Origin of the sequence: Carnobacterium sp. (genome assembly GCF_040274945.1) — a bacterium.
In the GTDB taxonomy this organism is placed as follows: domain Bacteria; phylum Bacillota; class Bacilli; order Lactobacillales; family Carnobacteriaceae; genus Carnobacterium_B.
In genome coordinates, this window is record NZ_JBEMAR010000005.1 from 155,349 (window position 1) to 181,456 (window position 26,108).

The 26,108-nt window shown below is 36.4% G+C and carries 24 protein-coding genes, 1 pseudogene and 3 riboswitches; of the genes and pseudogenes, 21 read left to right on the forward strand and 4 right to left on the reverse strand.

All coding sequences use genetic code 11. From position 1 onward, the window contains the following. Positions 1–3: 3 nt before the first annotated feature. The 7 genes from ABS916_RS06975 (at position 4) to ABS916_RS07005 (ending at position 8,825) form a co-directional block, all read left to right on the forward strand. Positions 4–2,346 carry an McrB family protein gene (locus tag ABS916_RS06975; RefSeq protein WP_251166308.1) on the forward strand — a complete coding sequence of 781 codons (2,343 nt, stop codon included), beginning with the start codon at positions 4–6 and terminating at the stop codon, positions 2,344–2,346. Continuing rightward, a complete protein-coding gene (locus ABS916_RS06980) occupies positions 2,339–3,625 on the forward strand; it encodes an McrC family protein (RefSeq protein WP_350451194.1) in 1,287 nt (428 codons plus the stop codon). Before ABS916_RS06975 ends, ABS916_RS06980 begins: the two co-directional genes overlap by 8 nt. Before the next feature lie 253 nt (positions 3,626–3,878). After that, positions 3,879–3,993, forward strand: a riboswitch (FMN riboswitch). 154 nt (positions 3,994–4,147) lie between these two features. After that, positions 4,148–4,262: riboswitch (FMN riboswitch) on the forward strand. A 153-nt stretch (positions 4,263–4,415) separates the two neighbouring features. Further along, positions 4,416–4,531, forward strand: a riboswitch (FMN riboswitch). Positions 4,532–4,674: 143 nt separating this feature from the next. Beyond that, positions 4,675–5,748: a bifunctional diaminohydroxyphosphoribosylaminopyrimidine deaminase/5-amino-6-(5-phosphoribosylamino)uracil reductase RibD gene (ribD, locus tag ABS916_RS06985; protein WP_502880589.1), complete on the forward strand. Its 1,074-nt coding sequence runs from the start codon at positions 4,675–4,677 to the stop codon at positions 5,746–5,748. Positions 5,749–5,775: 27 nt separating this feature from the next. After that, positions 5,776–6,429: a riboflavin synthase gene (gene ribE / locus ABS916_RS06990; protein WP_350451196.1), complete on the forward strand. Its 654-nt coding sequence runs from the start codon at positions 5,776–5,778 to the stop codon at positions 6,427–6,429. Between the two features lie 18 nt (positions 6,430–6,447). Beyond that, positions 6,448–7,641: a bifunctional 3,4-dihydroxy-2-butanone-4-phosphate synthase/GTP cyclohydrolase II gene (locus ABS916_RS06995; protein WP_350451197.1), complete on the forward strand. Its 1,194-nt coding sequence runs from the start codon at positions 6,448–6,450 to the stop codon at positions 7,639–7,641. A gap of 47 nt (positions 7,642–7,688) precedes the next feature. Next, entirely contained in the window at positions 7,689–8,150 is a 462-nt protein-coding gene (ribH, locus tag ABS916_RS07000; protein ID WP_013710124.1) for a 6,7-dimethyl-8-ribityllumazine synthase, read from the forward strand. A 9-nt stretch (positions 8,151–8,159) separates the two neighbouring features. Next, positions 8,160–8,825 carry an HAD family hydrolase gene (locus ABS916_RS07005; RefSeq protein WP_350451198.1) on the forward strand — a complete coding sequence of 222 codons (666 nt, stop codon included), beginning with the start codon at positions 8,160–8,162 and terminating at the stop codon, positions 8,823–8,825. Between the two features lie 110 nt (positions 8,826–8,935). Here the strand turns inward: ABS916_RS07005 and ABS916_RS07010 are convergent, their stop codons facing one another. Next, a complete protein-coding gene (locus ABS916_RS07010; RefSeq protein WP_350451199.1) occupies positions 8,936–10,117 on the reverse strand; it encodes a WD40/YVTN/BNR-like repeat-containing protein in 1,182 nt (393 codons plus the stop codon). A 615-nt stretch (positions 10,118–10,732) separates the two neighbouring features. Here ABS916_RS07010 and ABS916_RS07015 point away from each other — a divergent pair. Next, positions 10,733–11,440: a DsbA family oxidoreductase gene (locus ABS916_RS07015; RefSeq protein WP_350451200.1), complete on the forward strand. Its 708-nt coding sequence runs from the start codon at positions 10,733–10,735 to the stop codon at positions 11,438–11,440. A 291-nt stretch (positions 11,441–11,731) separates the two neighbouring features. Further along, a complete protein-coding gene (locus ABS916_RS07020; RefSeq protein WP_350451201.1) occupies positions 11,732–13,507 on the forward strand; it encodes a DUF2207 domain-containing protein in 1,776 nt (591 codons plus the stop codon). 111 nt (positions 13,508–13,618) lie between these two features. Here ABS916_RS07020 and ABS916_RS07025 read toward each other — a convergent pair whose 3' ends face one another. Together ABS916_RS07025 and ABS916_RS07030 are read right to left on the reverse strand one after the other, a co-directional pair. Continuing rightward, positions 13,619–14,506: an LEM-3-like GIY-YIG domain-containing protein gene (locus ABS916_RS07025; RefSeq protein ID WP_350451202.1), complete on the reverse strand. Its 888-nt coding sequence runs from the start codon at positions 14,504–14,506 to the stop codon at positions 13,619–13,621. A 47-nt stretch (positions 14,507–14,553) separates the two neighbouring features. Continuing rightward, positions 14,554–15,036 (reverse strand): DNA-deoxyinosine glycosylase, encoded by a 483-nt coding sequence (locus tag ABS916_RS07030; protein ID WP_350451203.1) that lies wholly within the window; start codon positions 15,034–15,036, stop codon positions 14,554–14,556. A gap of 233 nt (positions 15,037–15,269) precedes the next feature. Between ABS916_RS07030 and ABS916_RS07035 the strand changes: the two are divergent. From ABS916_RS07035 to ABS916_RS07060, 6 genes and pseudogenes are all read left to right on the forward strand, one after another. Further along, positions 15,270–15,803, forward strand: a pseudogene (locus tag ABS916_RS07035) (RDD family protein). Next, positions 15,804–16,568 (forward strand): class I SAM-dependent methyltransferase, encoded by a 765-nt coding sequence (locus ABS916_RS07040; RefSeq protein WP_350451204.1) that lies wholly within the window; start codon positions 15,804–15,806, stop codon positions 16,566–16,568. 220 nt (positions 16,569–16,788) lie between these two features. Beyond that, a complete protein-coding gene (locus ABS916_RS07045; RefSeq protein ID WP_350451205.1) occupies positions 16,789–17,613 on the forward strand; it encodes a substrate-binding periplasmic protein in 825 nt (274 codons plus the stop codon). Between the two features lie 39 nt (positions 17,614–17,652). Further along, positions 17,653–18,297, forward strand: a complete 645-nt coding sequence (locus tag ABS916_RS07050; protein ID WP_007721307.1) for an amino acid ABC transporter permease — start codon at positions 17,653–17,655, stop codon at positions 18,295–18,297. A 13-nt stretch (positions 18,298–18,310) separates the two neighbouring features. Next, a complete protein-coding gene (locus ABS916_RS07055) occupies positions 18,311–19,078 on the forward strand; it encodes an amino acid ABC transporter ATP-binding protein (protein WP_350451206.1) in 768 nt (255 codons plus the stop codon). Beyond that, a complete protein-coding gene (locus ABS916_RS07060; protein ID WP_350451207.1) occupies positions 19,075–19,500 on the forward strand; it encodes an OsmC family protein in 426 nt (141 codons plus the stop codon). The genes ABS916_RS07055 and ABS916_RS07060 overlap by 4 nt, the downstream gene beginning before the upstream one ends. A 65-nt stretch (positions 19,501–19,565) precedes the next feature. Here ABS916_RS07060 and ABS916_RS07065 read toward each other — a convergent pair whose 3' ends face one another. Then, complete coding sequence (locus ABS916_RS07065; protein ID WP_350451208.1) at positions 19,566–19,892, reverse strand: nucleoside triphosphate pyrophosphohydrolase family protein; 327 nt, start codon at positions 19,890–19,892, stop codon at positions 19,566–19,568. Between the two features lie 137 nt (positions 19,893–20,029). On the opposite strand from ABS916_RS07065, the gene ABS916_RS07070 reads away from it, so the two are divergent. The 6 genes from ABS916_RS07070 to ABS916_RS07095 all read left to right on the forward strand — a co-directional run bounded on the left by ABS916_RS07070 (position 20,030) and on the right by ABS916_RS07095 (position 26,029). Continuing rightward, a complete protein-coding gene (locus ABS916_RS07070; protein ID WP_350451209.1) occupies positions 20,030–20,275 on the forward strand; it encodes a hypothetical protein in 246 nt (81 codons plus the stop codon). A 169-nt stretch (positions 20,276–20,444) separates the two neighbouring features. Further along, positions 20,445–21,500, forward strand: a complete 1,056-nt coding sequence (locus ABS916_RS07075) for an ABC transporter ATP-binding protein (RefSeq protein ID WP_350451210.1) — start codon at positions 20,445–20,447, stop codon at positions 21,498–21,500. Next, entirely contained in the window at positions 21,497–22,387 is an 891-nt protein-coding gene (locus ABS916_RS07080; RefSeq protein ID WP_350451211.1) for a carbohydrate ABC transporter permease, read from the forward strand. Before ABS916_RS07075 ends, ABS916_RS07080 begins: the two co-directional genes overlap by 4 nt. 159 nt (positions 22,388–22,546) lie before the next feature. Next, positions 22,547–23,308 (forward strand): carbohydrate ABC transporter permease, encoded by a 762-nt coding sequence (locus ABS916_RS07085; RefSeq protein ID WP_350451258.1) that lies wholly within the window; start codon positions 22,547–22,549, stop codon positions 23,306–23,308. Positions 23,309–23,359: 51 nt separating this feature from the next. Continuing rightward, complete coding sequence (locus ABS916_RS07090) at positions 23,360–24,688, forward strand: ABC transporter substrate-binding protein (RefSeq protein WP_350451212.1); 1,329 nt, start codon at positions 23,360–23,362, stop codon at positions 24,686–24,688. Between the two features lie 15 nt (positions 24,689–24,703). Then, positions 24,704–26,029, forward strand: coding sequence for an MBL fold metallo-hydrolase (locus ABS916_RS07095; protein ID WP_350451213.1), 1,326 nt, complete (start codon positions 24,704–24,706; stop codon positions 26,027–26,029). The last annotated feature ends 79 nt before the right edge of the window (positions 26,030–26,108 follow it).

A 26,108-nucleotide genomic window follows, 5' to 3' on the forward strand; every position in this document is an offset into this window, starting at 1 on the left:
TAAATGGGAGTAGATTTAGGGAAAAATTATTATTTTGTGGATACTTTATTTGAAGATATTGATCAATTAGATAATTTTGTTGACCATAGAATATGGAAACTTGAATTAGAAGACAAAGAAGAGGAAATGCAAAAATTCAGTGAAATGAGTGTAGGGGACTATATAGTTGCTAAAACATCCTATACACGGAAAAAGGAACTCCCATTTGAAAATCCAAATAATAATACTGTTTCGGTCATGAGAATCATGGCAGTTGGGTTAATAGAAAAAATCTTGAATGATGAACATAGTCTATCTGTAAATTGGATAAAAAATTATCAGCAAGAGAACAAAGAATGGTATTTTTATACTAGCAAGGAGCTAATTTGGCAGCCGGATGTACACAAGTCAGAATTCGCAAAAAAATTGATTGAGTTTTCTATAGAGGATATAGAGCAAGATTATTACTATTTCTTAAATGATCCCTATTGGAAAGGTCAATGGTACGGAAAACTTGATGTTACTTTGAAAAAGGGAGAACCTCTTACTTTACGCTATGAAGACTTAGAAAAAAGAAAACTACTTTCATTTAAGGTAAATGGAAAAGAATTTACAAGAGAGAATCTTAAACACTTTGCTTGGAAGCGTATTGTAGAACAAGTTGCCTTACTCTTAGAAATTCCATACAAAGAGGATACTGAAATCACTTTAGGAGATGTTTTCCCTGAAGCTACAGATGCGAAAATTAAAGACTTAACGAGCAATTTTCGAAACGCAATCGGTTTTTATTCTTCTAAAGAGAAAGTGGAAGAACAAAAAACTATCCGAATTGCTAGCAAAATGACCAATATTTTGGAAATCCAACTGGGTGGAAAAAGTGTTTGGTATGCAACCTTTGCTGGAATAGACGCTCTTATGCTGGTGCAAGGATTGCTAAATAAGTTTGGTACAGGTACAGAAGAGATTCTTATTGAATATTCATCCAATAAAAAGAATGTAGCAGTTAAAGAAAGAAAAGATAAAGATGTTAACGGTATAGAAACAGAAGCAACGGAAAAAATTGAAAGTATGGGTTTAAATACAATTTTATATGGTCCACCAGGTACAGGTAAAACGTATCAAATTAATGAATATAGGGAAAAATTAATCGGAAATCAACTGACGAAAGAGCAAGAGTTTAATTTTGATGGCTATTCATGGAAAGATATTATTTATCTTGCGTATAAAGAATACGACTACAAATCACTAACGATTAAAGAGATTGAAAAATCTAAAATAGTTCAAGAGTATGCGAAGACAAAGAAAAACAAATCAATCTATGGAACGTTAAGTACTGAAGTCAATGAGAATGCTACAAATGAGAGCACGAAATCTACTTATCGCCGAGGAACAGACTTTTTTGAAAAAATCGATAACCAATGGTCATTAACTCGGGTGGGAAGAATGGATGCTGGTGAAGTTCCTACACCAGTACAAAAGCAAACAGAGGCAAACTTCTTTTTTGAATTTGTTACATTCCATCAATCATTTGGTTATGAGGACTTTATTGAAGGGATTAGAGCTGAGTCGATTGATGGAAACATCCATTATGAAGTAAAAGATGGGGTATTTCTACGTTTCTGTCGTAAGGCAAAAAAAGATTTGGAAAATGGAAATACAAATAAGTTCTTATTTGTTATTGATGAGATAAACCGAGGGAACATCAGCAAAATATTTGGTGAGTTAATCACTTTAATAGAAGATAGCAAGCGAATGCGCTATGAAGATGGGAACTGGGATGGAATGACTGCAACGTTGCCTTATTCTGGTGAAAGTTTTGGTGTTCCAAATAATGTATATATTCTAGGAACTATGAATACAGCAGATCGTTCAATTTCGATGATGGATACGGCTTTGAGAAGACGTTTTGAATTTGTAGAGAAAATGCCAGATTCAGATGTGATTCGAGAAAATGTTGGTGATAATGGAATCATAGACACTGTTGATGTAGCAGAAATATTGGATATACTCAATAAACGTATTCGAGTTCTCTATGATAGAGAACATACTTTAGGTCATGCATTTTTTATTAATAACCAATCGATGGAAGACTTACAAAAAACTTTTGAAAATAAAATTTTACCGTTACTTCAAGAATATTTTTATGATGATTTTAGAAAAATCAAAGCTATACTCAATGATTCTCACGAAATCTATATTAGGACTGAAAAAGAGAGCCTGGCTGATGTATTTGATACGAATATATTAGATGAGTGGATGGAAGAAGATAGTGGGCATTTTGAATTGATAACGTCGGTTTCATTAAAGGAGTTCGAAAAATTTATTGCTAATATTGCAAATCAATCTTCTGGTGCAGTAAATGAATAGAACGATTACTATTGCGGAATATGACCGAATTCATATAAATGATGTACTTCAAGGTATAAAAATCACTCAAAAGGATATTCTTGAATTAAGGAACTTTATTGATGAGAGTAATGGTGAAATTTCAAGTCTTTCGGAATACTTGAAACCTATTCGTAATGGAGTTCAAGCTAATAATTATGTTGGAGTTTTGCAGACTAAATCAGGACTGACTATTGAAATTCTACCAAAAATTTCGCGCACACATCAAAATCATGTAGAAGTTAAGAAGCTATTTATACGTATGCTTCGTACAGTGAAACAAATTAATGGAAAGAGTTTCGATATGTCACACTTGAGTGAACATAAAAATAACGTCTTAGAATTATTTATTTCCATGTTTATTAGCGAAGTTGATAGGATTTTAAAAAGAGGTTTAAAATCAGACTATATTACTACTAGAAGCAATGAAACATTTTTAAAGGGAAAGTTATTGTTGCAGCAACAAATACAGCATAATTCTGTAAATAAAGCTAAGTTTTATACCGAATTTGATGAATTTGAAGTAGATGGGGCAGAAAATCAAATTATAAAAACAACTTTAACTTACTTATTAAGTTTATCTCATGAAGCTAAGAATCAGCGTTTGATTCGAGAACAATTACTGTGTTTTGAGAATGTAAATGTGACATATAATCCTCCAGTAACTTTTCAACTCATATCTAAAAAACGTCAATTTTCATATTATGAACGTGCCATAAAGTGGGCTGAAATTTTTTTGAAACGGAAATCATTCACTTCATTTAAAGGAAGTTCTTTGGCGTTTGCCTTACTTTTTCCTATGGAAGCTATCTTTGAGGCGTATATTGCGGATAAAATGAAAAGAGCTTTTCCAGATTTTAAAGTGGGTACTCAAGAACAACAGTATTTTCTATTTGATGGTCATGGTGGAAGTAAAAGCAGCTATAGGTTACGACCAGATATTATCATTCGTTCTAATCACGAGAGTGGCAACGTAGTGATAGTGGATACAAAATGGAAGTTATTAAAAGCAGATGGTCCTTCGCAAAGTGATTTATATCAAATGTATGCCTATTTTACGCGGTATCGTCATCATTCAGAAACGGTAGTAAAGGTGATTTTGCTTTATCCTAAGAGTGATCATTATGGTGAACGAGTTTTTAAGAGTTTTAATTTTTCTGATAATCAATCGGATCTTGAAGCAAAGATTGAAGTGAAATATATTGATTTGTTTAGCAATAATATTGAAAGCCAACTCCAGAATATAGTAGCTGATTTTTAAAATTACAGTAAAAATGGTAATAAACGGTTCAAGGTAGATTCTGTAAGATTTTTCACCTTTAATCTTCTTCTTTCTTATAAATAAAGGTCAAATAAAATGCTAGATATACATTTCCAGTGTATGTCTAGCACTTTTCTTTGTATTCTGCAAAAAAACACTTTATTATACTTTGGTAGAGAAGGTAATCGGACAATTAATATAAAAAATATTGACATCTCTTGTATTTCAATATATTCTTACATTATAAAAGTAAATTAGTCTTCAGGGCAGGGTGTAAGTCCCTACCGGTGGTAAAGCCCACGAGCCGCAAGGCAGATTCGGTTAGATTCCGAAGCCGACAGTATAGTCTGGATAAAGCGAAGACAAGGTAATTGCAGAGAAGTTAAGATAGCTATAGTCTTTTTTTGGATAGATAGCAGTCATGAATTTGTGAAGCAATTATTAACTAGTCTTATTTAGCTATAAGTCGAAGCCCTGGATATAAAATTCTGAGGGCTTTTTTGTGTAGAAAAGTAAAAATTAAATAGTCTTCAGGGCAGGGTGCAAGTCCCTACCGGTGGTAAAGCCCACGAGCCGCAAGGCAGATTCGGTTAGATTCCGAAGCCGACAGTATAGTCTGGATAAAGCGAAGACAAAATAATTGCAGAGAAGTTAAGATAGCTATAGTCTTTTTTAGATATAGAACAATCTTGAATTTGTGAAGCAATTATAAGAAAGTCTTATTTAACTATAAGTCGAAGCCCTGGATATAAAAAATCTGGGGCTTTTTTGTGTAGAAAAGTAAAAATTGAATAGTCTTCAGGGCAGGGTGCAAGTCCCTACCGGTGGTAAAGCCCACGAGCCGTAAGGCAGATTCGGTTAGATTCCGAAGCCGACAGTTATAGTCTGGATAAAGCGAAGACAAAGTTTACAAAAATCAACAGTAACCGAGTATAGGGTATTCGGGGTTATTTGTTGAGGCTTGTAAGCAAAAAATGATGAAAGCCCTGAGAATATATTCTTGGGGCTTTTTTAAGTTGAATGGAGTGAGAGGCTTGGATGATTTGTACATGAGGATGGCACTGGAAATGGCAAGAAAGGGGAAAGGGTGGATAACTCCTAATCCTTTAGTTGGAGCTGTCATTGTAAAAGGTGGAAGAGTTATCGGGCAAGGATATCATCAAAAATATGGACAGCCCCATGCGGAAGTAAATGCAATTGCATCAGCAAAAGAAAATGTGACTGGGGCAACGTTGTATGTCACGTTAGAACCTTGTTCTCATTTTGGGAAAACACCACCTTGTTCAGACTTATTGATAGAAAAGAATATTAAACGAGTAGTAGTGGGCACACTCGATCCAAACCCACTAGTTGCTGGAAAAGGAATTGAAGAACTTCGTAGTAATGGAATTGAAGTAGTTATAGGTGTATTAGAAGAAGAGAGTCAAAAATTGAATGAGATCTTCATAAAATACATTGTTACGAAAGAACCATTTGTGATTATGAAAAATGCAATGTCTCTAGATGGAAAAATCGCTACAGTGACTGGTGAATCTCAATGGATTTCTGGTGAGTCATCTAGGAAACAAGTCCATTCTCTGCGCCATGAATTAGCTGGAATTATGGTCGGTATTGAAACGATTATTAAGGATGACCCTCAACTAACGTCTCGAACACTAAATAGTCGTAATCCTATTAGAATTGTGGTCGATAGTCAGCTTAGAATCCCAATCGCCTCAAAGGTATTAACACAACAAGATAAAGCGAAGACAATTGTGGCCACCACAAGAAGAGCCAATAAAGAAAAATTAGATATGTTAAAGCAGATGGGTATTGAAGTGATTGTGACTAAAGAAAAAGGGGGAAGAGTTGATTTACAAGAATTAATGAAGGTAGTAGGAGCTAAAGGAATCGATAGTATCTTACTGGAAGGCGGTGCTAATTTGAATTTCTCGGCTTTGGAAGAAGGGATTGTGGACAAAATACAATCCTATATTGCACCAAAAATCATCGGAGGAAAAGAGGCTAAAACAGCTGTAGAAGGGGCAGGAGTTCACTCATTAAAAAATGCGTTTCAAATTGATCGGATGACGCCTGTAATGGTCGGAGAAGATCTGTTTGTGGAAGGCTATATTATTAAATAAAGAGAAACAATTGATTGGAGGAAAAGCATGTTTACAGGAATTATTGAGGAAATGGGAACGATTCAATCAATCAAACGAGGTGAAAAGTCTTCAATACTCAAAATAAAGGGAAAAAAAGTATTGCAAGGGACTCATATCGGAGATAGCATCTCGACAAATGGCATCTGTTTGACCGTGACGAAAATAGGAAGTGATTCCTTTGATGCGGATGTCATGTCCGAATCGTTAAAAAGAACGAACATAGGGGAGTTAGCACCAGGAAGTTACGTCAACTTGGAACGAGCATTAAGTTTGAAAACGCGTCTTGGTGGCCATATGGTGAGTGGTCATATCGATGGAACAGGAAAGATAAGAGAATTGAAGCGTGAGGATAATGCCGTTTGGATCACGGTTGAAACAAGTCCTAAATTATTGCGTTACATTATCGAGAAAGGTTCTATAGCAATTGATGGTGTTAGTTTGACAGTGGTGACAGTGGATGATCAGACGTTCAAGGTTTCTGTCATTCCTCATACGGGTGAAGAGACCGTTCTATTGCGTAAGCAACTTGGAGCTGCTGTAAATCTGGAATGCGATATGATCGGAAAATATGTTGAAAAATTATTAGGATTGGATTCGAAAATGCCAGTTCAAGAGAGTCAAGTAACGACAGGATTTTTGAAAGATAACGGGTTCTTTTAGAACAGAATGGAGAGACTTATGTTTAATACAATCGAAGAATTGCTTGCTGATTTAAGAGCTGGAAAAAACATTTTATTGGTAGATGATGAAGACAGAGAAAATGAAGGAGACATTATTTGTGCGGCTGAATTTGCTACTACAGAAAATGTGAACTTTATGGCTAGTTATGCCAAAGGTCTAATTTGTATGCCTATGCCTAAAAGCTATACAAAGAAGTTCGCATTGCCACAAATGAGTTTAAACAGTACAGATAATCATGGAACAGCTTTTACCATTTCAGTGGATCATGTGGAAACGACAACGGGTATTTCAGCTGGGGAACGGTCATTGACAGCTATGAAATTGGTGAGCAATGATGCAAAAGCGGAAGACTTTAGAAGACCAGGGCATATGTTCCCATTAGAAGCTGTTGACGGGGGTGTGCTGGTTCGAAATGGACATACAGAAGCAACGGTTGACTTGATGCGTTTAGCAGGTCTGCAACCAGTGGGGCTATGTTGTGAAATCATGAATGAAGATGGATTGATGGCAAGAAGAGACGATTTATTGGCTTTAGCCAATCAACATGAATTGAAAATCGGTACAATTGCCGATTTAATTGAGTATCGTAAAACCAAAGAACAAGTTATTTTCCGCGAATCTAAAGCACTGTTACCTACCAAATATGGAGATTTTGACATCTATGCCTATGAACATGCGGTAACTGGGGAACACCATGTCGCTTTGGTTATGGGTGAAGTCAGTGATGGGGAACCAGTACTATGTCGTATCCATTCGGAATGTTTGACAGGTGATGTATTTGGTTCAAAAAAATGCGATTGTGGTCAACAATTGGATGTAGCAATGAAGCGAATTGCAGATGAAGGACGTGGGATTTTAGTTTACATGCGTCAAGAGGGGCGAGGAATTGGATTAGTCAACAAAATAAGAGCTTATGCGTTGCAAGATCAAGGACACGATACCATTGAAGCTAACTTATTGCTTGGTTTTCCAGTTGATCTACGAGAGTACTATGAATGCAAACAAATTTTTGATGATCTGGGTGTTTCGCAACTACGCCTGATGACTAATAATCCACTGAAAGTAGAGAGCATGGATAAATACGGTTTGGATATTGTAGAAAGAATTTCACTTCAAATGGAAGCTTTTGCAGAAGATAAAGACTATCTAAAGATCAAGCAAGAAAAAATGCATCATCACTTGAACTATTAAAAATGGCCAGCGCACTACAAAAAAATATCATACATGGAGGAATTAAAATGAACGTATTCGAAGGACAATTAATTGCAAAAGACTTAAAGGTTGGTATCGTGATTGCACGGTTTAATGAATTTATAGGATCAAAATTATTAAGTGGGGCTGTTGACGGTTTAAGAAGACACGGCATGCTAGAGGAAGAAATCACAGTTGCGTGGGTTCCAGGAGCTTATGAAATCCCATTAGTTGCACAAAAAATGGCAGCTTCAGGAAAGTATGATGCTATTATCACTTTAGGGGCAGTCATTAAAGGGTCTACATCGCACTACGATTACGTCTGTTCTGAAGTTTCAAAAGGCGTAGCTGCAGCTGCAATGAATACAGGTGTACCCGTAATGTTTGGGGTCTTAACGACAGATAATATCGAACAAGCCATTGAACGTGCCGGTACAAAAGCTGGAAACAAAGGGTATGAATCTGCAGTTTCAGCGATTGAAATGGCCAATTTATTGAAAGGCATGTAAGGTCGGATCATGAATGAAACAAGACTAAAGAAAATTCAAACCATTGTTTTTGATTACGATGGGACACTACATGACAGTACGGCAAACTATATTGCTGCTTTCAAAATGGCGTATAACTATTTGATTGAGAAGAAAAAAGCTGTCCCAAGAGAGTGGAAAGATGAAGAAATCACTAAATGGTTAGGGTATAGCAGTAAAGATATGTGGAAAAATTTCATGCCGAATTTAGATGTTGAACATCAAACTACAGCTTCAAAAATCATAGGAGAAACGTTGCTGGAAAAAATTCTCGCAAAAGAAGCAACCCTTTATACGGGAGCTTTGGAAACATTAGGTTACTTAAAAGATAAGGGATACCAACTTATCTTTTTAAGTAATTGTAGTGAAAAATATATGAATGCACATCGGCAAGCTTTCCAGTTAGATCAGTATTTTGAGGATATGTATTGCACAGAAACATTTGAGTATAGTGCCAAATACAAGATTTTTGAATTAATTGAAAAACAGTATAAAGAAAATTTTCTTGTTGTAGGAGATCGCATACAGGATTTTGAAATTGGTCACTACCATAATCTAATTAACATAGGGTGTAATTATGGATTTGGATCAGAAGAAGAATTGCAGCAATCAGATTTAAGAATAAATGCTATCCAAGAATTGCAAGACATGCTTTAGATAGAAAAACGGGAATAAGATAGTTGCTTTTTACGCAAGTAAGAAAAAAGATAGCCTTCAGTTTGGTTTAAACAAACTGAAGGCTATCTTTTTTAATAAGGTGAGCTTTACTAAACTTCTCCAACAAACGCCCAAGACTTGCCGTTGTCTTTAGACTGATACAAGGCTTTACTGCCGCCGTTATAATCGCCATCTTGACCTTGACCCACTTGAATAAACAGACTGTCGCTTTCTTTATAAGGCATTTCCGGAAAATCGAAAGGAGCGTACTTCTCGGTATCGGTTAAAGGGACTTCGATCGATGGCAATTCTACTTCTTCAAAAGTGGTGCCTCCATCGGTCGTCAGATAAAGATCAGCATAACTACCTCCGCTGCGGGATAATCCAACAAAGCCAAGGTTTTCATCCATAAAAGTTATCCCAGATGAAACCCCTAATTGTCCTGAAAAGGGATCAGCATTGACGACGTCCCAAGTGTTCCCACCATCTGTAGTCTTATTTAAGGTATAGAAGCGTGAGCCTAATGCAGCATCTACTACGAATAATTGATAACCAGTTTTTTCAGTCAAAAAGTACGTTTCATTGTCATTCATATTTTGATCTGTTGGAACGTCTCCAATTTGTGCAGGAGATACTGTTGGTGAATAGTCAACAAAACGTACCGGTGTGATCGTGTTGTTATTTGGGGTATAAACAGAAATCGTGTAGCCAATAATTTCATTGAAGGCTGTTTCAATTGGAAAGGTATCTCCCTTTTCATCAAAGTAAAAGACGCCTTCAGTATTGTATCCCCAACTACGGGAACCAGCATAATAGATGCCAAGGGTTTCTTCATCCCAATCTTTGACCGTTTCTTTTATTGGAAGATTTTCCATTGCATTTACTAGCGGTTGAAGTCTCATCGTTTTCTCAAAGGTTGGATTGACGTTTCCGTTCAAGGTTAAATTGAGGTCATCATTTTTTGAACTGTCATAATCAATCAAAAAACTTTCCGTCTCGCCATCTTCGTTTAAACCGTACAAAAAGCTGTATAAAGTAGTGATATCACCGTCTTTATTAAAAGTCAGTTCGACCTGATTACTGACATACAATTCTTCAGGCAAATCATATTTCGTTTCAAGGTCTTCAATCAATCCATTTAAGCCATCTTCATAGACATTATTATGAACAAAAGTAACATCACTAGATTTCAAATAGTCTTGAATCACAAAGGCTAATCGTCCTTGGGAATTTGTCCCGCTTTGATAAAGGCTTATTCCAGCCGCAACTGTGATCAAAAGGAATGAATTCATGCTGAACAGAAAAAGAAACTTACTACGTTTTATCGATCGGGGAGAAGTGGATTGCTTTTTATTGAGTTTCCATATGTACCAATAAAAGCCCCAGCCAACCCAAACAAATAGACTAAGAAAAATGATTAGGATAATGGGAGCTTTCTGAGCAACCCCGCCGTCTTGAGCAAGTGAACATAAGTAATAACATCCTATAGCGTATATGGCTACCGTTACAGGATTGAAAATAAAAGCTTTTAATTTGTAATTCTTGTTCTTCAAGTAAATTTCATCTCCAGTTGTATAATTTAATTTCTTAGGTAATGAGCTGTAGATAACCAAATAATTGCAGTAAACGATTAAAAGAACAATACCAATAGATTATTCGTCTATAGAACAGTATACAATAAAATAAATAGGACTACAGCCAGTTAGTAAATATAAGGAAAAATTTAAATGTTTTTCAACTTACATGTCTTTTTTAAAATTTAGTTGATTAAGTTTACTTCTATCTAACTTCATTAACTTAATGAGCAGATTTATTCTGATAATAAAAGTAGGAAGTTGATAACGAAATTCATTTAAGTTACAATAAGTAAGTAAATGCGAATGAAGTTAATGAATAGGAGTGTTGAAATGCAAGTAGAGTTTTTTCATGATGTCATCTGCAGTTTTTGTTTTCCAATGTCTTATCGTATGAGAGAAGTAGCTAAAAAATATCCAAAATTAGAAATTATCCATCGTTCATTTGCTTTAGGGTGGGAGAAAGAACAGTTTATCCAACAATTTGGTTCTCATGAAGCAGTAAAACCTGAAGTAATCCATCATTGGGAATCGGCTAATCAAAATGATGACGAACATCGTTTCAACATTGAAGGCATGAAAGAACAAGATTTCTTGTTTCCAACATCTAAGAATGGTTTAAAAGCCGCAAAAGCTGCGGGGATGATCGCGGGTCAAGAAGCCTATTGGGCTGTTTTTGATGGTTTACAACAAGCTTTATTTATAGAAAACAGAGATATTTCAGACATGAAGATTATCGATAGCATTGTGAAACAAACTTCTATAGATTTTGATGCTTGGAAAACTCAATTTGAAAATCCAGAAACAGAACAAGCTGTGATGGAAGATTTACAACGAGTGCAAGACTATGGTATCCAAGGAGCTCCTGCTATAGTGGTGAACCAAAAATATTTAATCAGCGGAGCACAACCGCAAGAAGTAATCGAACAAACTATTGAACAAATTGCTGAAGAAGAAGGATTTCAATTAAAAGGTTTAACCTTAATGGGGTCAGATGCTGCAGCGTGTAATATGATTGATGGCAAATGGGTCTGTGACTAAAATATTCGTTAACATCGAAAAGCGCTATATAGTATAGAAGAGAGTTTAAGTTGTTTCTAGAAATTAGTTTTATACTGATTTTAAGAATTAACGATAAAGCTCTCTTTTTTTACACAAAAACATTGTTTTAAAAGAATACATAGAGCAAATGAAAAATGATTTCTAGAAGTTATCTAGGGAAAACGTTTCCTAGTGTATCGTGATATTGTGTATACTAGAGATAGAGAGAAAACTTCGAACTTAAAACTAGTTAAAAATGAGTTGTGTAAAAAAGAAAGAGGGGATATGTGAATGAATAAATGGGTAAGAAGGTCACTGGGTATTGGGGCAGTATTTTTGTTTAGTATGACTTTTGGCGAAACAGTTTTTGCGGAAAATCAATTATCAGATATGAAAATTGAAATCGAACTGCAAGAAGACGGATCTGGGGTTGTCACAGAACATAGAAAGATGAATATGGACGATGGCACTGAATTGTATATCGTGTTAGATGATCTACAAGATTCAAAATTGCTTGATTTCTCAGTAGCCGGCTATCAAGAGTTGGAACCCTGGAATCCAGATGCTTCACTAGAGGAAAAGGCAGGTCAATACGGTACTGTAGGAACAGATGATGGGGTAGAACTTATATGGGGTATAGGTGAGTATGGAGAAAATGACTACGAAGTAACATATACCATATCAAACCTAGTTCGCGAATTGGAAGATGGACAAGGACTGCTATGGAACTTTGATACGTTTTCCGATATTCCAGCTGAAAATTTGACGGTTGAAATTACTGGATTTGAACCCTTTACAGAAGATAATATCCGTTTCTGGGGCTTTGGTTTTGAAGGGGATATGCAATTAGAGAGCAACACGATTGTTTGGGAAGCTGAGGAAGAAGTAGACGACAGCAACGATGTAACAGTGTTGCTGCAATTTCCTCAAGGAATGTTCACTACACAAGCCAGTGCAGGTATGACTTTGGAAGAACAGCGTGACATGGCCATGGATGGCTCAGCGTACAATGATGAGGCTACTTCTAACACATTACCTATCGTAATTATTTCTCTCGTAGCAGTCGCTGGTGGAGGAATCACAGCTTTTATTATCAAATATTCTAAGAAATTAAAACAAGCGAGAGAAGAAGCTGGACAAATGCGTACGGGAATACAAAGAATCAAGGAACACAAAGGAGTTGTCTTAGAAGAGATTCCTTATAAAGGAGAAGACTTTGCAGGAATTGCATATTTATTGCAAGACATGGACAAAGGTTATTTTGAAGATTATTTCTCAGCTTATTTACTGAGATGGTCATATGAAGAACGGATCCTTATTCACACCACTGAAACCAAATCATTATTTGGTGAAGGATTTGATACGGAAATAGAAATCCTACATTTTCAGGAAGAACGTGCACGTTATCCTCAGTCATTCAGTGACTTCGTTGCTCATCTAGAAACAAATGGTGAGACCTATGAAACTGGATTATGGTTGATGTTATTGGATGCTGCAAACGGTAACGGCTTTGTTAAAGACGATGATATGAAAAAATGGGCAAGAAAACATGCCAAAGAAGTAGGCAAATTTGCGGATTATTTGATTGACTACTCAAAAGAGTATTTAGAAAGAGAAGGACTTATTTCTTTTGGCAAAGTTGACGTATGGGGTGCAAAACATGAGGTATCTGTTGCCAGTCCTGAAGGCGACGAACTGTTTGATCGTTTGGTTCAATTTGATAACTATTTAGAAGAAATCGACTTAGAAGGTTTTGCGAACAACGCCAATCCATTTACATTTGAAGAATTTCTATTCTGGAATACCTTGTACTTTAGAAGTGAGGAAATCACAGATGAGTTCAAGGAAATGATTCCGAATCCGAATGATGCCTCTGGAGATAACTCCTTCATCTATTATTATTGGTATTGGAACGGCATGACTGGATTTAGACATAACTGGTCAAGTGGATTAGCAAGTGGTGGATTTAACTCAAGTGCTTCATCAGCAGCGTCCGGAACAGGTGGGTCAACTTCCTTTGGTGGAGGTGGAGGTGCCGGTGGTGGAGGCGGCGGAGGGGCTCGATAGAATAGTCTCTTAATAGTTTGTGTACGTTAATGAATTTTAGATATAAAAAGACAAAATATCGTATAAAGATATTTTGTTTTTTTATTGTGATAGATTTAGGTTAATGAATGTCTAATCAAATCCAACATAAACTCTCTCGCTTTGGATATTACAAGGTACTCCATTGCTATTAACGTATTGATAATTTGTTAATTTGATATGATCTGGGAAAAGTTGAATACCATCTATTTCTGTTAGTGGTTCGGCATATTGATAGAAATTATACCTTTTTTGCTTTCTTCCAGATTTTGTTGTGCTGTGAAGTACTTCATATCTAGGATTATCTTTAATGATTTTAAAAGCACTAACGATCATGCCGCTGCCAGGATAGACACCTAGGATATATTCTATACTGTTTGCTTTATCTAAACTCATGACCCAATCACCCAAGGTTCTTTTTTTCAAAGCTTCGGATTCAGGGTTATACATTTCTTCAGCTTTTAAATCTTTACTAGAATCAGATCTATCTTTAGTAGGCTTGATTTTCACAAACATAATTTTATGGGGACTTAACTGATTAATATTAACGGGTTTTGGACTAAGTGCATCTTGTAACAATTCGACTCTTCCAAAAGTTTGCAAGGCCTCTTTCTGTCCATCAGAACGATGTCCACTCATGATATTGGTCAATTTTTTCACGTTAAGTTTTTGGTCATCAATTAATTTACAAAAGTTAATAACCGCATTCTCTACGTGGAAGGCTTCATCTTCACTTAATCCAAAAGTCAAAATATATTTATCAACTTCCATACCATTTGAATGAATAGTCTTTATTTCATTTAATTTTTGCTTTTCCACAAGGTCATTGGAGAAGTCAGTTTTTAGATAATCTAATTCATGAGCGAATACTCTATTTTTTGTTCCTTTACCAATATAAAAAACGGTATGGTCAATAGGATTAACTAAAATATAAACGTAATAGCGAAGCTGAGTAATAACTTCTTCTGTAAATCGATTCATTGTATTCTTTCCTCCATGTCTACTGTAAGCTCTGAATAAATTACTCATTAAGAAAGAAAGGGAAGTTGAAGTGCCTCTTTCCATTCTATTCTTCGTTCTTGTGCTTTGCCATTATTTGCACCACTGGTGGATAAACATTTTATAACAGTGTGATGCTCAAAAATAGTTGATTTTAAAATTTCTTGATAAGACTTGTCTCCATTTGCAATGATAAGTTTGATAGATGCTGTTGAAAATAATGCATCAAAATCATTTAATTTTGTTTGTTTAAAGTTACTGTCTAAACTCCCAATTCTATCAAAATGACTGTAAATATCCCATAAGCCAATTTGGTTTTGTACCAATAATTCCAACCGTTTTTCATAGTCGATTGGATCAGTAGTATTTAAAGATTCAGAAATAATTTTCCAAAATTGATTGCCTTTATTTGCGTAGTATTGTTGCAATTCTAACGACTTCACACTTGGAGCACTGCCGAGTATTAAAATTTTAGTGTTTTCATTATAGATTGGTTCTAAACCACTCTTCATAAGTTAGACCCCTTAATAGTAAATTTATTTTAAACACCCACTATATATAAAAAAATGGATTAGTATCTTTCAATTGTATAGTAAAAAATTGGGAATTCCTATAGGGTTATTGCCGTTGCAATAGCTTTTGCATATTTGTTTTTTTCTAAACGCAAGTTGAGCTTATACTTAAACCTGATAAGTAAAAATATGTAGTATAATTGACACATAGGTTCAAATTGAGGTTTGAAAGGGTGAAGCTAGTGAGGGAGAATAATCCGATTCGAGTGCAAGTGAGAATCAAAGAACTGGCAATTGATTATGGTGTAATTTTGCTCTATCTTGTTTTTCTTCTTATGGCTAACTTAGTCTTTTATTTTCTAGTATTAGATGGAATACCTGAATTTACAATCGTTCAATCCCAACTGATAGCGACGTTTTAATCGGTTGTTCCGATAGTTCTAATTTTCTCGCTACTTGATTACAAGAACCCCTTTGGGACATACGGCAAGAGAAAAGCGGGGTTAAAAGTGCAGTATAAAACGCTTTCGTTTTTTAGAAATTTGGTTAGAAATAGTATTAAATTTTTACCGTGGCAACTTGCTCATATTGGTGTCATCGACGGCATATATACGGAATTCACAACTTGGAGCTCGATTATTTTTACAAATGCTGGAATTCTGTTAGCTATTATCCTATTGGTTATGGGATTTTTTAGAAAAGACAAACGTCATTTAGGTGATTTAATAGCCGGAACTCAAGTCGTTCCAATTAGGAGGGAATCATAAGTGGAACAGATTGTTGATGCTGAAGAAGCAATTAGAAGATGGGATGCTTTTGCTGATACGTATTCAAAAAATCACAACGAACAAGGAGATATTCATAAAGAAGTGTTTTTAAATCCTACTTTATTTTCTCTTATGGGCGAATTAAAAGATAAACAGGTTTTGGATGCAGGATGTGGCGAGGGATATTTAAGCAGATTGTTGTCCAAGGCTGGATCGAATGTAACAGCTGTGGATTACTCTTTGAGAATGATTGAAATTGCACAGGAGAGAACGCCAGTTGACTTACAAATTAAGTATTTAAGAGGCAATTGTGAGAAGTTGGATACGCTCGAAGACAACAGTTTTGATTTGATTGTGTCAAATATGGTGATACAAGATCTACCAAATTACGAAAATGCCTTTCGAGAAATGTTTCGTTTGTTGGTAGACGGAGGAAGTTTTATCTTTTCAATTTTGCATCCTTGTTTTGTAACTCCCGGAAGTGGGTGGGAGAAAAATAATAGTGGTGAAAAATTGCATTGGAACGTGGATCGTTATTTTTATGAAGGTGCCTACGAACAACGATTAGGAGATAAAGATAAATTACTATTTTTCCACAGGACGTTAACCAGTTATGTTGATAAGTTAACTAAAGCAGGCTTTATGATAGAAAGTATAGTCGAACCGAAGCCATCAGAAATAATGTTGGGAAAATATCCGTCATTCGAAGAAGATTTGAGATGTGCTGATTTTATGGTGTTTAAGGCCACTAAGTCAAAAAGATAAAGTGAAAAGGACTTGAATGAGTAAAATCATAGGTACTGCAAAGGCTAAAGAATCGTCTTTTAGCCATTGCAGTCTTTAATGTTATAAAGTAGAGACACGATAGTTCGCAAAATCAACGGAATGTAGACTTTTTAAATGACAAACTATTTACTTTACTTACTTTTTGTAAAGTGATAAAATTAAAAATTAAGAACGTCAACAGAAAAGGATGAGATGAATAGTGAAAAAGAAGAAATGGATGCTAGCTGGAATCGCGGCAGTAGCATTATTTGTTAGTGCATGTGGAACATCAACAAAAGAAGATGCCACTTCAATTGAAGGCGGAGATTTATTGCAGTCTGTTCAAGACGCTGGGGTATTAAAAGTTGGCGTAATGGGAACGTATCAACCGTACAACTTTATCAATGAAGATAAAGACATGGATGGGTTTGATGCAGATATTGCTAAAGAAATTGCTAAAGGATTAGATGTGGACATTGAATTTGTCTCTCAAGAATTTTCAGGAATGATAGCTGGATTGCAAACGGGTAAATTTGATATGGTTGCTAGTCAAATGACGATCACGGATGACCGTAAAAAAGAAATGCTATTCTCAGATCCATATATCACCAATCAAGTAAAAGTTATTGTAAAAGATGACAATACAGAGATTACTTCTGTTGAGGATTTTGTTGGTAAAGATATTGGAGTAGGTCTAGGAACAAATGATGAAACTTATTTGCGTAACGAATTGATGCCTGAAGTTGGTGAGTTTAATATTCGTACGTATGATGATGTGATCACTTCATTGAAAGACTTGGATTCTGGTCGAATCGACGCTACTATCAACAACATGTATGCTTTAAAACCAATCATTGAAGCAAATGGGTTGAAGATTAAAGCAGTTGGCGAACCAATCAAATCAGACCAAGCCGGAATTGCTGTTCAATTAGGTAATGAACCCTTTATTGAAGAAGTAAATACTATTTTAGCTGATATTAAAGCAGATGGTACGTATGATGAAATTTTTATGAAATGGTTCGGTGAAGCACCACCAAAAGACTAAACATGAAGCAAGAATAAGTAGAAGAGAGGTACTTCTTTTATGGAAGTTTTAATACAGAATATCCCGTTCTTGTTGCAAGGAGCGTATTATACGTTATTAATTACGTTGGTTTCGATGTTTTTTGGTTCGCTTATCGGAATCATCGTCGCAATAGCCCGTTTGAAAGGCAATAAAGCGATTCAAGCTGTTGCACGAGGGTACGTCTCGATTATCCGGGGCACACCGACATTGGTTCAAATCATCATTATTTATTATGGTTTAGTTGATTTTGGAATTAGTTTAGATCCTTTGCCAGCTGCTTTTATTGCATTGAGTGTTAATAATGGAGCGTATTTATCTGAATCGATTCGTGGAGCTTTACAGTCGATTCCAAAAGGTCAAATGGAAGCTGCTTATGCAACAGGGATGACACCTTGGCAAGCGATGCGTCGAATCATTCTTCCGCAAGCCATTCGCATTGCTATCCCGCCAGTAGGGAATACCTTTATTGGTATGTTGAAAGAAACGTCCTTAGTATCGGTCATCAGTGTAACGGAATTATTGCGTTCGGCTCAATTGTTGATCGCTCAATATTATAGTTACATGCCGTTTTACTTGGGAATCGCGGTCATTTATTGGATCATGAGCACGGTTTTTTCTTTCCTACTGAACAAGTTGGAAGCACGTATGTCAATCTATGAATAGTTGAGGGATTAACATGATTAAAATAAATGGATTAGTAAAATCGTTTGGAGCATTAGAAGTCTTAAAGGCTATTGATTTGCAAATTAGTTCAGGTGAAGTTGTGGTTATTTTGGGACCTAGTGGATCTGGAAAAAGCACCTTACTGCGTTGCATGAATGGTCTTGAAGAACTAACAGCTGGAAGCATTGAAGTAAACGGCGTTGTTATGAACGCTGAGCAGTCTAAAAAAGAGCGCACCAAAAAAGTTCGTGAAGCACGTTTGCATACAGGAATGGTTTTTCAACAATTTAACTTGTATCCCCATAAAACGGCATTGGGAAATGTAACGGAAGCGTTGATTACTGTTAAGAAAATGGATAAAACTAAAGCAAACCAACTTGGCGAAAAAATGTTGGAACAAGTAGGATTATCAGATAAAAAAGATGAATTTCCTTCTAGATTATCGGGTGGACAACAACAGCGTGTAGCCATTTCGCGTGCGTTAGCTATGGATCCAACCGTAATGTTATTCGACGAGCCAACATCTTCATTGGATCCTGAATTAGTCGATGAAGTTTTGACAGTCATCAAAGAATTAGCTAAAGAAGGTCGAACAATGGTTATCGTGACACATGAAATGCAATTTGCACGTGAAGTGGCAGATCGTGTGATTTTTATGGCAGACGGTATTATTGTTGAACAAAATGATCCAGAAGCTTTTTTTACACAACCAAAAACAGAGCGTGCTAGAAGGTTTTTAAAAATGGAAGAATTAGAACATAGAGAAGGGGTAAAACGATGATTGTAACAACAACATGGAATAAAGGTCGTAAGTTTACCGCTAAAGGCGATTCAGGTTATGAACTTAAGATGGATGCTACACCAGCTTATGGCGGAGTAGGAGAGGGCGCAACACCAACAGAAATGTTGTTGGCTTCTTTGGCAGGCTGCATCGGAATTGATGCAACCATGGTTTTGAATCCGCATTTGGATAAAATCGAGAAACTCGAAATTATTACTGATGGAACTCGCAGAGAAGAAGCTCCTAAAGACTTTACCGCTATGAGTGTTACCTTTGTAGTAGACGGCACAGTGAACAGCGACAAAATCTGGCGTGCTATTCGCTTAAGTGAAGAAAAATACTGTACGGTTTCTAATTCCTTAAAGGCTGAGATTACGTATGATGTTGTATTGAATGGCGAAAAATTAGCAAGAGAAATGTAAGAAAAAAATACTCGTTACCCTTAATGTTGCAAGGGGAGCGGGTATTTTTTTGATGACTTAGTGAATTATTTTTCTAATCTTTTTTCAGTGGTGGATAAAAAGTTTTCTAAAGATTCAGAGCTATTAATGTTCATTCTTTCAGCTAAAACAATCAACCACCACATAGTTTCACCAATTTTTAACTCTAAATCGGTTTCGTTTGTTGAGCTACTAGGCCAACGTTCTTGTTGGGCCATAGTCAAACGTCCAACTAAACCAGCATCGGTCAGAAATGCTAATGCATCTTCTTCAACAGTCCAAATGTCCTCATGGTGCTTTATCTCCAACTCATGGTAACGTGCTCGTAATTTTTTAGAGCGTTCAACTAATTCACTAAATGTTGTTTCATCCATAAAAAAACCTCCCAATTCATCTATAAGCACTTTGTGAAACTTGAAGGTTTTAGTATAGCACAATAAAAAAAGGATTTAAGGCTAGCTTCTCAAATCCTTTTTTTATTGTGTAGTTAACTGAGAACAGGATTCTATTTGTGTTGGCACAACGAGCTTTAGTTCGAGTAACTCAGAATTGTTTTTCATTTGAGTTGACGCAACGAGCTTTAGTTCGACTAACTCAAAACGGTTTTTCATTTGAGTTGACACAACAAGCTTTAGATCGAGTAACTCAAGTCGGTTTTTCGTTTGAGTTGATACAACGAGCCTTAGTTCGACCAACTCAAAACCGTTTTCCGTTTGAGTTGACACAACGAGCCTTAGTTCTATCAACTCAGAACTAGATTCTATTTGAGTGGGTGAAATGACTAGTGTTTAAACCCATCCTATCCAATTTACATAAACTTTAAAAAAAATATTCGGAATTTACGGAGCATTTACATAGAATCTACATGCCTATGCTAGAGTAGAAAAGTAAGAAACAGGAAGTTTAATAGCAACGGAGGGAATTTTGTGCAGGTTAAATTTGAAGATATTACAATGGCTTATGGAGAAAAAAATGTGCTCCAAAATATCAATTTTGTTATCCCTGAACACTCCTTGGTTTCGATACTTGGGCCAAGCGGTTGTGGAAAGTCAACGACATTGATGTTGATTTCTGGACTGACCACACCTTCAGAAGGAAAAATCTATTTTGGTGAAAAAGAAGTGACTAAAGCTGATGCTGTAAAACGAAAAGTAGGAATGGTTTTTCAGAATTATGCGTTATACCCTCATTTATCTGTATTAGAAAATATCATGTTTCCTTTAAAAATGGCAAAAATGTCTAAAAATGAACGAATAACCAGAGCGATGGATTTGGCGAAATTGGTTAAAATACAAGATCATGTGGATAAAAAACCGAAACAGCTCTCAGGAGGACAGCAGCAACGGGTAGCAATCGCACGTGCGTTAGCTAAAGAACCTTCTATACTACTGATGGATGAGCCGTTATCGAATTTGGATGCACGATTGAGAATTGAAATGCGAGAAGAGATTCGCCGCATACAACAAGAAACAAATGTGACGACTGTTTTTGTTACACATGATCAAGAAGAAGCGTTAAGTATCTCTGATCAAGTGATGGTTTTAAATGACGGAGCCATTCAGCAAATAAGTGAGCCACAGCCACTGTATGAACGTCCAGTTAATCTATTTGTAGCGAAGTTTTTGGGAACTCCAATCATCAATACCTTTTCTGTGGATGAACAACAAGTCAATTGGTCTAAATTATCTAGCTCTTTGAGTTTTAATCCAACTTTCCATTCTATTGGAGTTCGTGCAGAGAATTTTAAAGAAGCTGCAAATGAATCGCAAGGCTTTATTAGCGGTCAGATTCGACATATTGAACGAGTAGGGAAAGATACGTCTATTAAAATCAAATGTGGAGAGAAAGAAGTCATTGCTACCAATCTTTCTGGAAATTATATAGAAGGAGATATTCTTCATTTGACAGCAGATGTACAAGATATTCTGCATTTTGATAAACAAGGGAATACGATGGTGTTGGAGGAGGCTGTTATTGGATGATTGAAAAACCGACACTGAAAAGCACCTTGCGAGCGTGGGCTTACATTGCTCCAATGATAGCTATTATCGGAGTCTTTAATATCTATCCGATCCTTAAATCACTCGCTATGAGTTTTTACTCTGATTACAATTTTTATCAAGATGTGGTCTACGCTTATGGTTGGGACAATTTTATCCAGATTTTTAATGATCCAAATTTCTTTTTGGCAATCAAAAATACCTTTATTTTTGTACTGGGTGTCGTACCTTTATCGATCATGCTTTCACTGGGTATTGCATTACTCCTACATAATGTACAGTTTTTATCAGGATTTTTTAGGTCTATTTATTTCTTGCCATTTGTTACCAGTACGGTCGCTATCTCAATTGTCTGGAATTGGATTTACCATTCCAGATATGGCTTGATGAATTATTTTCTAGGACTATTCGGAGTGGACCCAATCAATTGGATAACGGATCCAAAATATTCCATGTTGGCATTGGTTATTATGGCTATCTGGAAAGGACTAGGCTTCAATATTATTCTGTTTCTCGTAGGATTGAACAATATTGACAAAGGCTATTACTCGGCAGCTAAGGTTGATGGAGCCTCTGATTTGCAACGGTTTACTAATATCACAGTTCCATTGCTAGGACCAACGACGTTTTTGGTGACAGTTATGGGAGTTATCAGTAGCTTCAAAGTATTTGACGAAGTGTATTCGCTTTTTCAAGGACGACCTGGACCAGGGAATTCAGCTTTGACAGTGGTTTATTATATTTATGAAAAGTTTTATACCGAATACCAATACGGTGTTGCCGCAGCCGCTGGAATTGTGTTGTTCCTAATTATCTTAGTGGTTACGCTCGTTCAGATGGCATACAATAAGAAATTTGTTCACTACTAAGAGAGGAGAAAAAAGATGAAGGAATTATCCAATAAAGCTATCCCAAAAGTATCGCGTTCACTTTTGGCAGATTTTTCAAAAGAACGTGAGAACACAGATGTAGGGAGTAAAGTTAAAAAAAGCATCCTTTATATTTTGTTGGTTTTAGGAGCAGCAACGATGTTGATTCCCTTTATTTGGATGGTTTCTACATCCTTGAAGACTCCAGGAGAAACGGTTGCTATGCCACCGGTTTGGATACCTGATATCTTACAGATAGGAAATTACGCAGAAGCTTTCGAGGCAGCACCATTTGGCCGTTATTTTTTGAACAGTGTGTTTGTTACCGTGCTTTCTACGGTGGGAGAACTAAGCACAACGATTTTGGCTGCTTTTGCCTTTGCTAAAATTGAATTTTATGGCAAAAATATGTTGTTCACATTACTGATTGCGACGATGATGGTCCCTGGTGAAATCTTGATCATTCCTAATTTTGTGACACTATCCAACATGGGATTGATCAATACATATGCGGCGCTGATCGTTCCCTATCTAGCAAGTGTTTTTTCGGTATTTATGCTGAAGCAAAGTTTTCAATCAGTTCCAAAAGAATTGCATTATGCAGCTAAAGTAGATGGCTGTAGTGATTTTCGCTTTTTATGGACGATAATGGTTCCGTTGGCTAAATCGTCAATTGTAGCCATTACCATTTTGAAAATTATTGGAAGTTGGAATGCATTTATGTGGCCTTTGATTGTGACCAATGATCGTGCATTACGTACATTGCCGGTTGGTCTGCAGGCTTTTACGACTGAAGCTGGAACGCAATACGAACTTTTGATGGCGGCTGCAACGATTGTGGTTATTCCAATGGTCATTGTGTATCTTTTTCTCCAAAAATACATCATTATGGGGATTTCAAAAAGTGGATTAAAAGGGTAATTTATAGAGGGTTTATGCAATTTAAAAAATAGAATTAGAGGAGAATGACAGATGAGCAAAAAAAGGAATTGGTTAACATTTGGTACAGGTTTACTGCTTTCAAGCAGTCTTTTATTGGCCGCTTGTGGAACAGGAAATGAAGAAGCAGATGCAGGGGGATCAACTAAAGCAACTGAAGGTACAGAAGAAACTGAGATTACTTTTTGGCATGCGATGAATGGCCCTCACCAAGAAGCCATTACAGCTTTGACGGAAGAATTTAATGAATCACAAGAATTGTATACCGTAGAAGAAATGAACCAAGGGGACTATGAAACGCTTGAACAGTCCATTATGGCCTCTGGTGTTTCGGGAGATCTTCCTACATTGTCTCAACTAACTCCTGGTTTAGTACCGGATTTGGCGACCAACGAATTGCTTTTACCACTGGATGATATTCTAACAGGGGAAAATGGCTTTACACAAGAAGAATTGGATGATATCTACCCAGGATTTATGAAAAGTTCTGTGTACAATGAGCAAACTTATGCTATGCCTTTTTCAAAGTCAACGCGTGTCATGTACTACAACCAAGATTTATTGGATGAATATGGGGTAGAAGTACCGACTACTTGGGAAGATGTAAAAGCCTTAGGTGAAAAAATGGTTGCTGCTGGAGATGACAGTATTGCCATGGGACTTGAAAATGCCTTTGAGATGGAATATGAAACGATGGCGCGTCAAAATGGTTCAACATTCATTGATGGTGAAACATTAGAAGTTGATATTGATTCTCCTGAAAGTGTTGAAACTCTTGAATTTTTAATGGGATTGATTGATGACGGTCATGCTCGCACAGCTGGCGAAGATGGTTTCTTCTCAGGCCCATTTGCACGTGGGGAAAGTGCTTTGTACATTGGATCTAGTGCTGGATTAGCACATGTTGGACCTGTAGCTGAAGAAAATGGAATCAACTGGAACACTGCTGAACTGCCAACATACAATGATACTCCTTTAACCATTTTTGCAGGTAATGATTTAGGTGTCTTTTCTTCTGCTACTGAAGAAGAACAAGAAGCTGCAGTTGCGTTCCTAAGCTTCTTATTAGAACCTGAAAATACAGCTTTCTGGTCTATGGAAACAGGTTATGTCCCGATTAGTAAAGCTGCTTTAGAAGTTCCAGAATACAAAACCTATTTAGAAGAAAACCCAACAGCAGAAGCAGCAACTCTTGAATTAGACTATGGAATCTCTGCACCTTCATTTGTTGGATATGGCGAATACCGTAATGAGTTATTGAACACGATGGATGATGTTTTAGTAAATGATGCAGATGAACAAGAAGCGTTAACGGAACTGAATAAGAAGACAGAAGAAATCATTTCAACTAATAAGAATTAAAGAGGAGACTTAAACATGACACAATACCGATTTTGGAGTGGTTTACACACCATTGGCGGCAATATCATGGAAGTCCAAACAGACCAAGCCAGAGTCATATGCGACTTTGGCTTGAGCGTTGGTGGAGATACTGGACAGGTAGATGAAACTTTATCTGAACTGGAATTTCTCCTTGCGACTAACCAATTGCCTTCAATACCCTACCTCTATGAGACTGAGTCGTTCAAAAAAATAAAATTGGCATCTGTCAATGAATCAACTTTTAAGACAACACTATTTATCTCTCACTTGCATTTGGACCATATGGGGGGATTGCAATATTTACCAGAAGGAACTGTAGTTTACCTTTCTGAAGAAGCATACCGCTTGTATGATGTGTTAATTAGAGTCGGTGAAGAAAATCCCAGCAAAGCAGATATACGACTGTTTGATTTTGATACAGCAGTTCAAGTTAGCGATATTACGGTTACGCCTAAATGGAGCGATCACGATTCAGTCGGTTGCAGTGCATTTTTTATTGAAACAAACGAATTGAAATTGATTCACTCTGGAGATGTTCGTTTAAATGGGGAACATCCTGAGCGAATCATTAAATGGGCAAATGAAGCAAAGGTATGGAGTCCGGATGTGCTTCTTTTGGAAGGAACCTCTTTTAGCTTTGATGGTGAAAAAAAGCAAGCATCAGAAGAACCTGTTTCTGAAAAGGAACTGCTTCAAAAGTGGGGAGAATTGTTGCAAGATGATCCTGATTCGATCATTTTATATAATCCTTATATTCGGAATGTCGAGCGCATAAAATCAATTGCTGAAGAAACAGAATTATATGGACGTAAAATGGTTTTTGAATCGGCATATGCAGAAGTACTGCATGCTTTTTATCCTGAAAAGAAATGGCGTATTCTGGAAAGTGATCAAATAGAAGTAAAAGAATATGTACAAGAAATAGTAACTTTACAAGATTTGACACAACATCCGTCACACTATGTTTTACAAAATAGCTATAAAAATAAAGAGACTGTGACTTATTTTAATAAAGGCAATTATGTCCATAGTAACGGGGAACCTCTAGGTGATTATGATAAGCGTTACGCAGAATTACTGCATTTTTTAGAAATGCATCAGTTTTCTTTTATCCAAATGGGGACGAGCGGTCATGCCACTAGAGAAGACTTGCTTACAATTGCAGAAATAGTGGGTGCGAAACAAACCATACCGTGGCATAGTTTTAAACCTGAAGTCTTTCAGCAGAGATTGATCGAAAACGGATTGGCCAGTTTTATTCCAGAAGTAAACAAGAACTACTTGGCGAAACAAAAGACTGAAATAGTTATAATAGAGTAAAGTATGTTTGAAAAGATTCGCAACGTTACCAGGTTAATCAATCTATAGAGTAGGTTGATTAACTAATTGCGTCACATTT

Bases quoted from the DNA above. Each gene is read 5' to 3' on its own strand.
- ABS916_RS07055 (WP_350451206.1), top strand. From the start codon at position 18,311: ATGATTAAAATAAATGGATTAGTAAAATCGTTTGGAGCATTAGAAGTC.
- ribH (WP_013710124.1), top strand. From the start codon at position 7,689: ATGAACGTATTCGAAGGACAATTAATTGCAAAAGACTTAAAGGTTGGT.
- ribD (WP_502880589.1), top strand. From the start codon at position 4,675: ATGAGGATGGCACTGGAAATGGCAAGAAAGGGGAAAGGGTGGATAACT.
- ABS916_RS07020 (WP_350451201.1), top strand. From the start codon at position 11,732: ATGAATAAATGGGTAAGAAGGTCACTGGGTATTGGGGCAGTATTTTTG.
- ABS916_RS07015 (WP_350451200.1), top strand. From the start codon at position 10,733: ATGCAAGTAGAGTTTTTTCATGATGTCATCTGCAGTTTTTGTTTTCCA.
- ABS916_RS07010 (WP_350451199.1), bottom strand. From the start codon at position 10,117: ATGAATTCATTCCTTTTGATCACAGTTGCGGCTGGAATAAGCCTTTAT.
- ribE (WP_350451196.1), top strand. From the start codon at position 5,776: ATGTTTACAGGAATTATTGAGGAAATGGGAACGATTCAATCAATCAAA.
- ABS916_RS07085 (WP_350451258.1), top strand. From the start codon at position 22,547: ATGTTGATTCCCTTTATTTGGATGGTTTCTACATCCTTGAAGACTCCA.
- ABS916_RS07090 (WP_350451212.1), top strand. From the start codon at position 23,360: ATGAGCAAAAAAAGGAATTGGTTAACATTTGGTACAGGTTTACTGCTT.
- ABS916_RS06980 (WP_350451194.1), top strand. From the start codon at position 2,339: ATGAATAGAACGATTACTATTGCGGAATATGACCGAATTCATATAAAT.
- ABS916_RS06995 (WP_350451197.1), top strand. From the start codon at position 6,448: ATGTTTAATACAATCGAAGAATTGCTTGCTGATTTAAGAGCTGGAAAA.
- ABS916_RS07005 (WP_350451198.1), top strand. From the start codon at position 8,160: ATGAATGAAACAAGACTAAAGAAAATTCAAACCATTGTTTTTGATTAC.
- ABS916_RS07050 (WP_007721307.1), top strand. From the start codon at position 17,653: ATGGAAGTTTTAATACAGAATATCCCGTTCTTGTTGCAAGGAGCGTAT.
- ABS916_RS07030 (WP_350451203.1), bottom strand. From the start codon at position 15,036: ATGAAGAGTGGTTTAGAACCAATCTATAATGAAAACACTAAAATTTTA.
- ABS916_RS07080 (WP_350451211.1), top strand. From the start codon at position 21,497: ATGATTGAAAAACCGACACTGAAAAGCACCTTGCGAGCGTGGGCTTAC.
- ABS916_RS07095 (WP_350451213.1), top strand. From the start codon at position 24,704: ATGACACAATACCGATTTTGGAGTGGTTTACACACCATTGGCGGCAAT.
- ABS916_RS06975 (WP_251166308.1), top strand. From the start codon at position 4: ATGGGAGTAGATTTAGGGAAAAATTATTATTTTGTGGATACTTTATTT.
- ABS916_RS07060 (WP_350451207.1), top strand. From the start codon at position 19,075: ATGATTGTAACAACAACATGGAATAAAGGTCGTAAGTTTACCGCTAAA.
- ABS916_RS07025 (WP_350451202.1), bottom strand. From the start codon at position 14,506: ATGAATCGATTTACAGAAGAAGTTATTACTCAGCTTCGCTATTACGTT.
- ABS916_RS07065 (WP_350451208.1), bottom strand. From the start codon at position 19,892: ATGGATGAAACAACATTTAGTGAATTAGTTGAACGCTCTAAAAAATTA.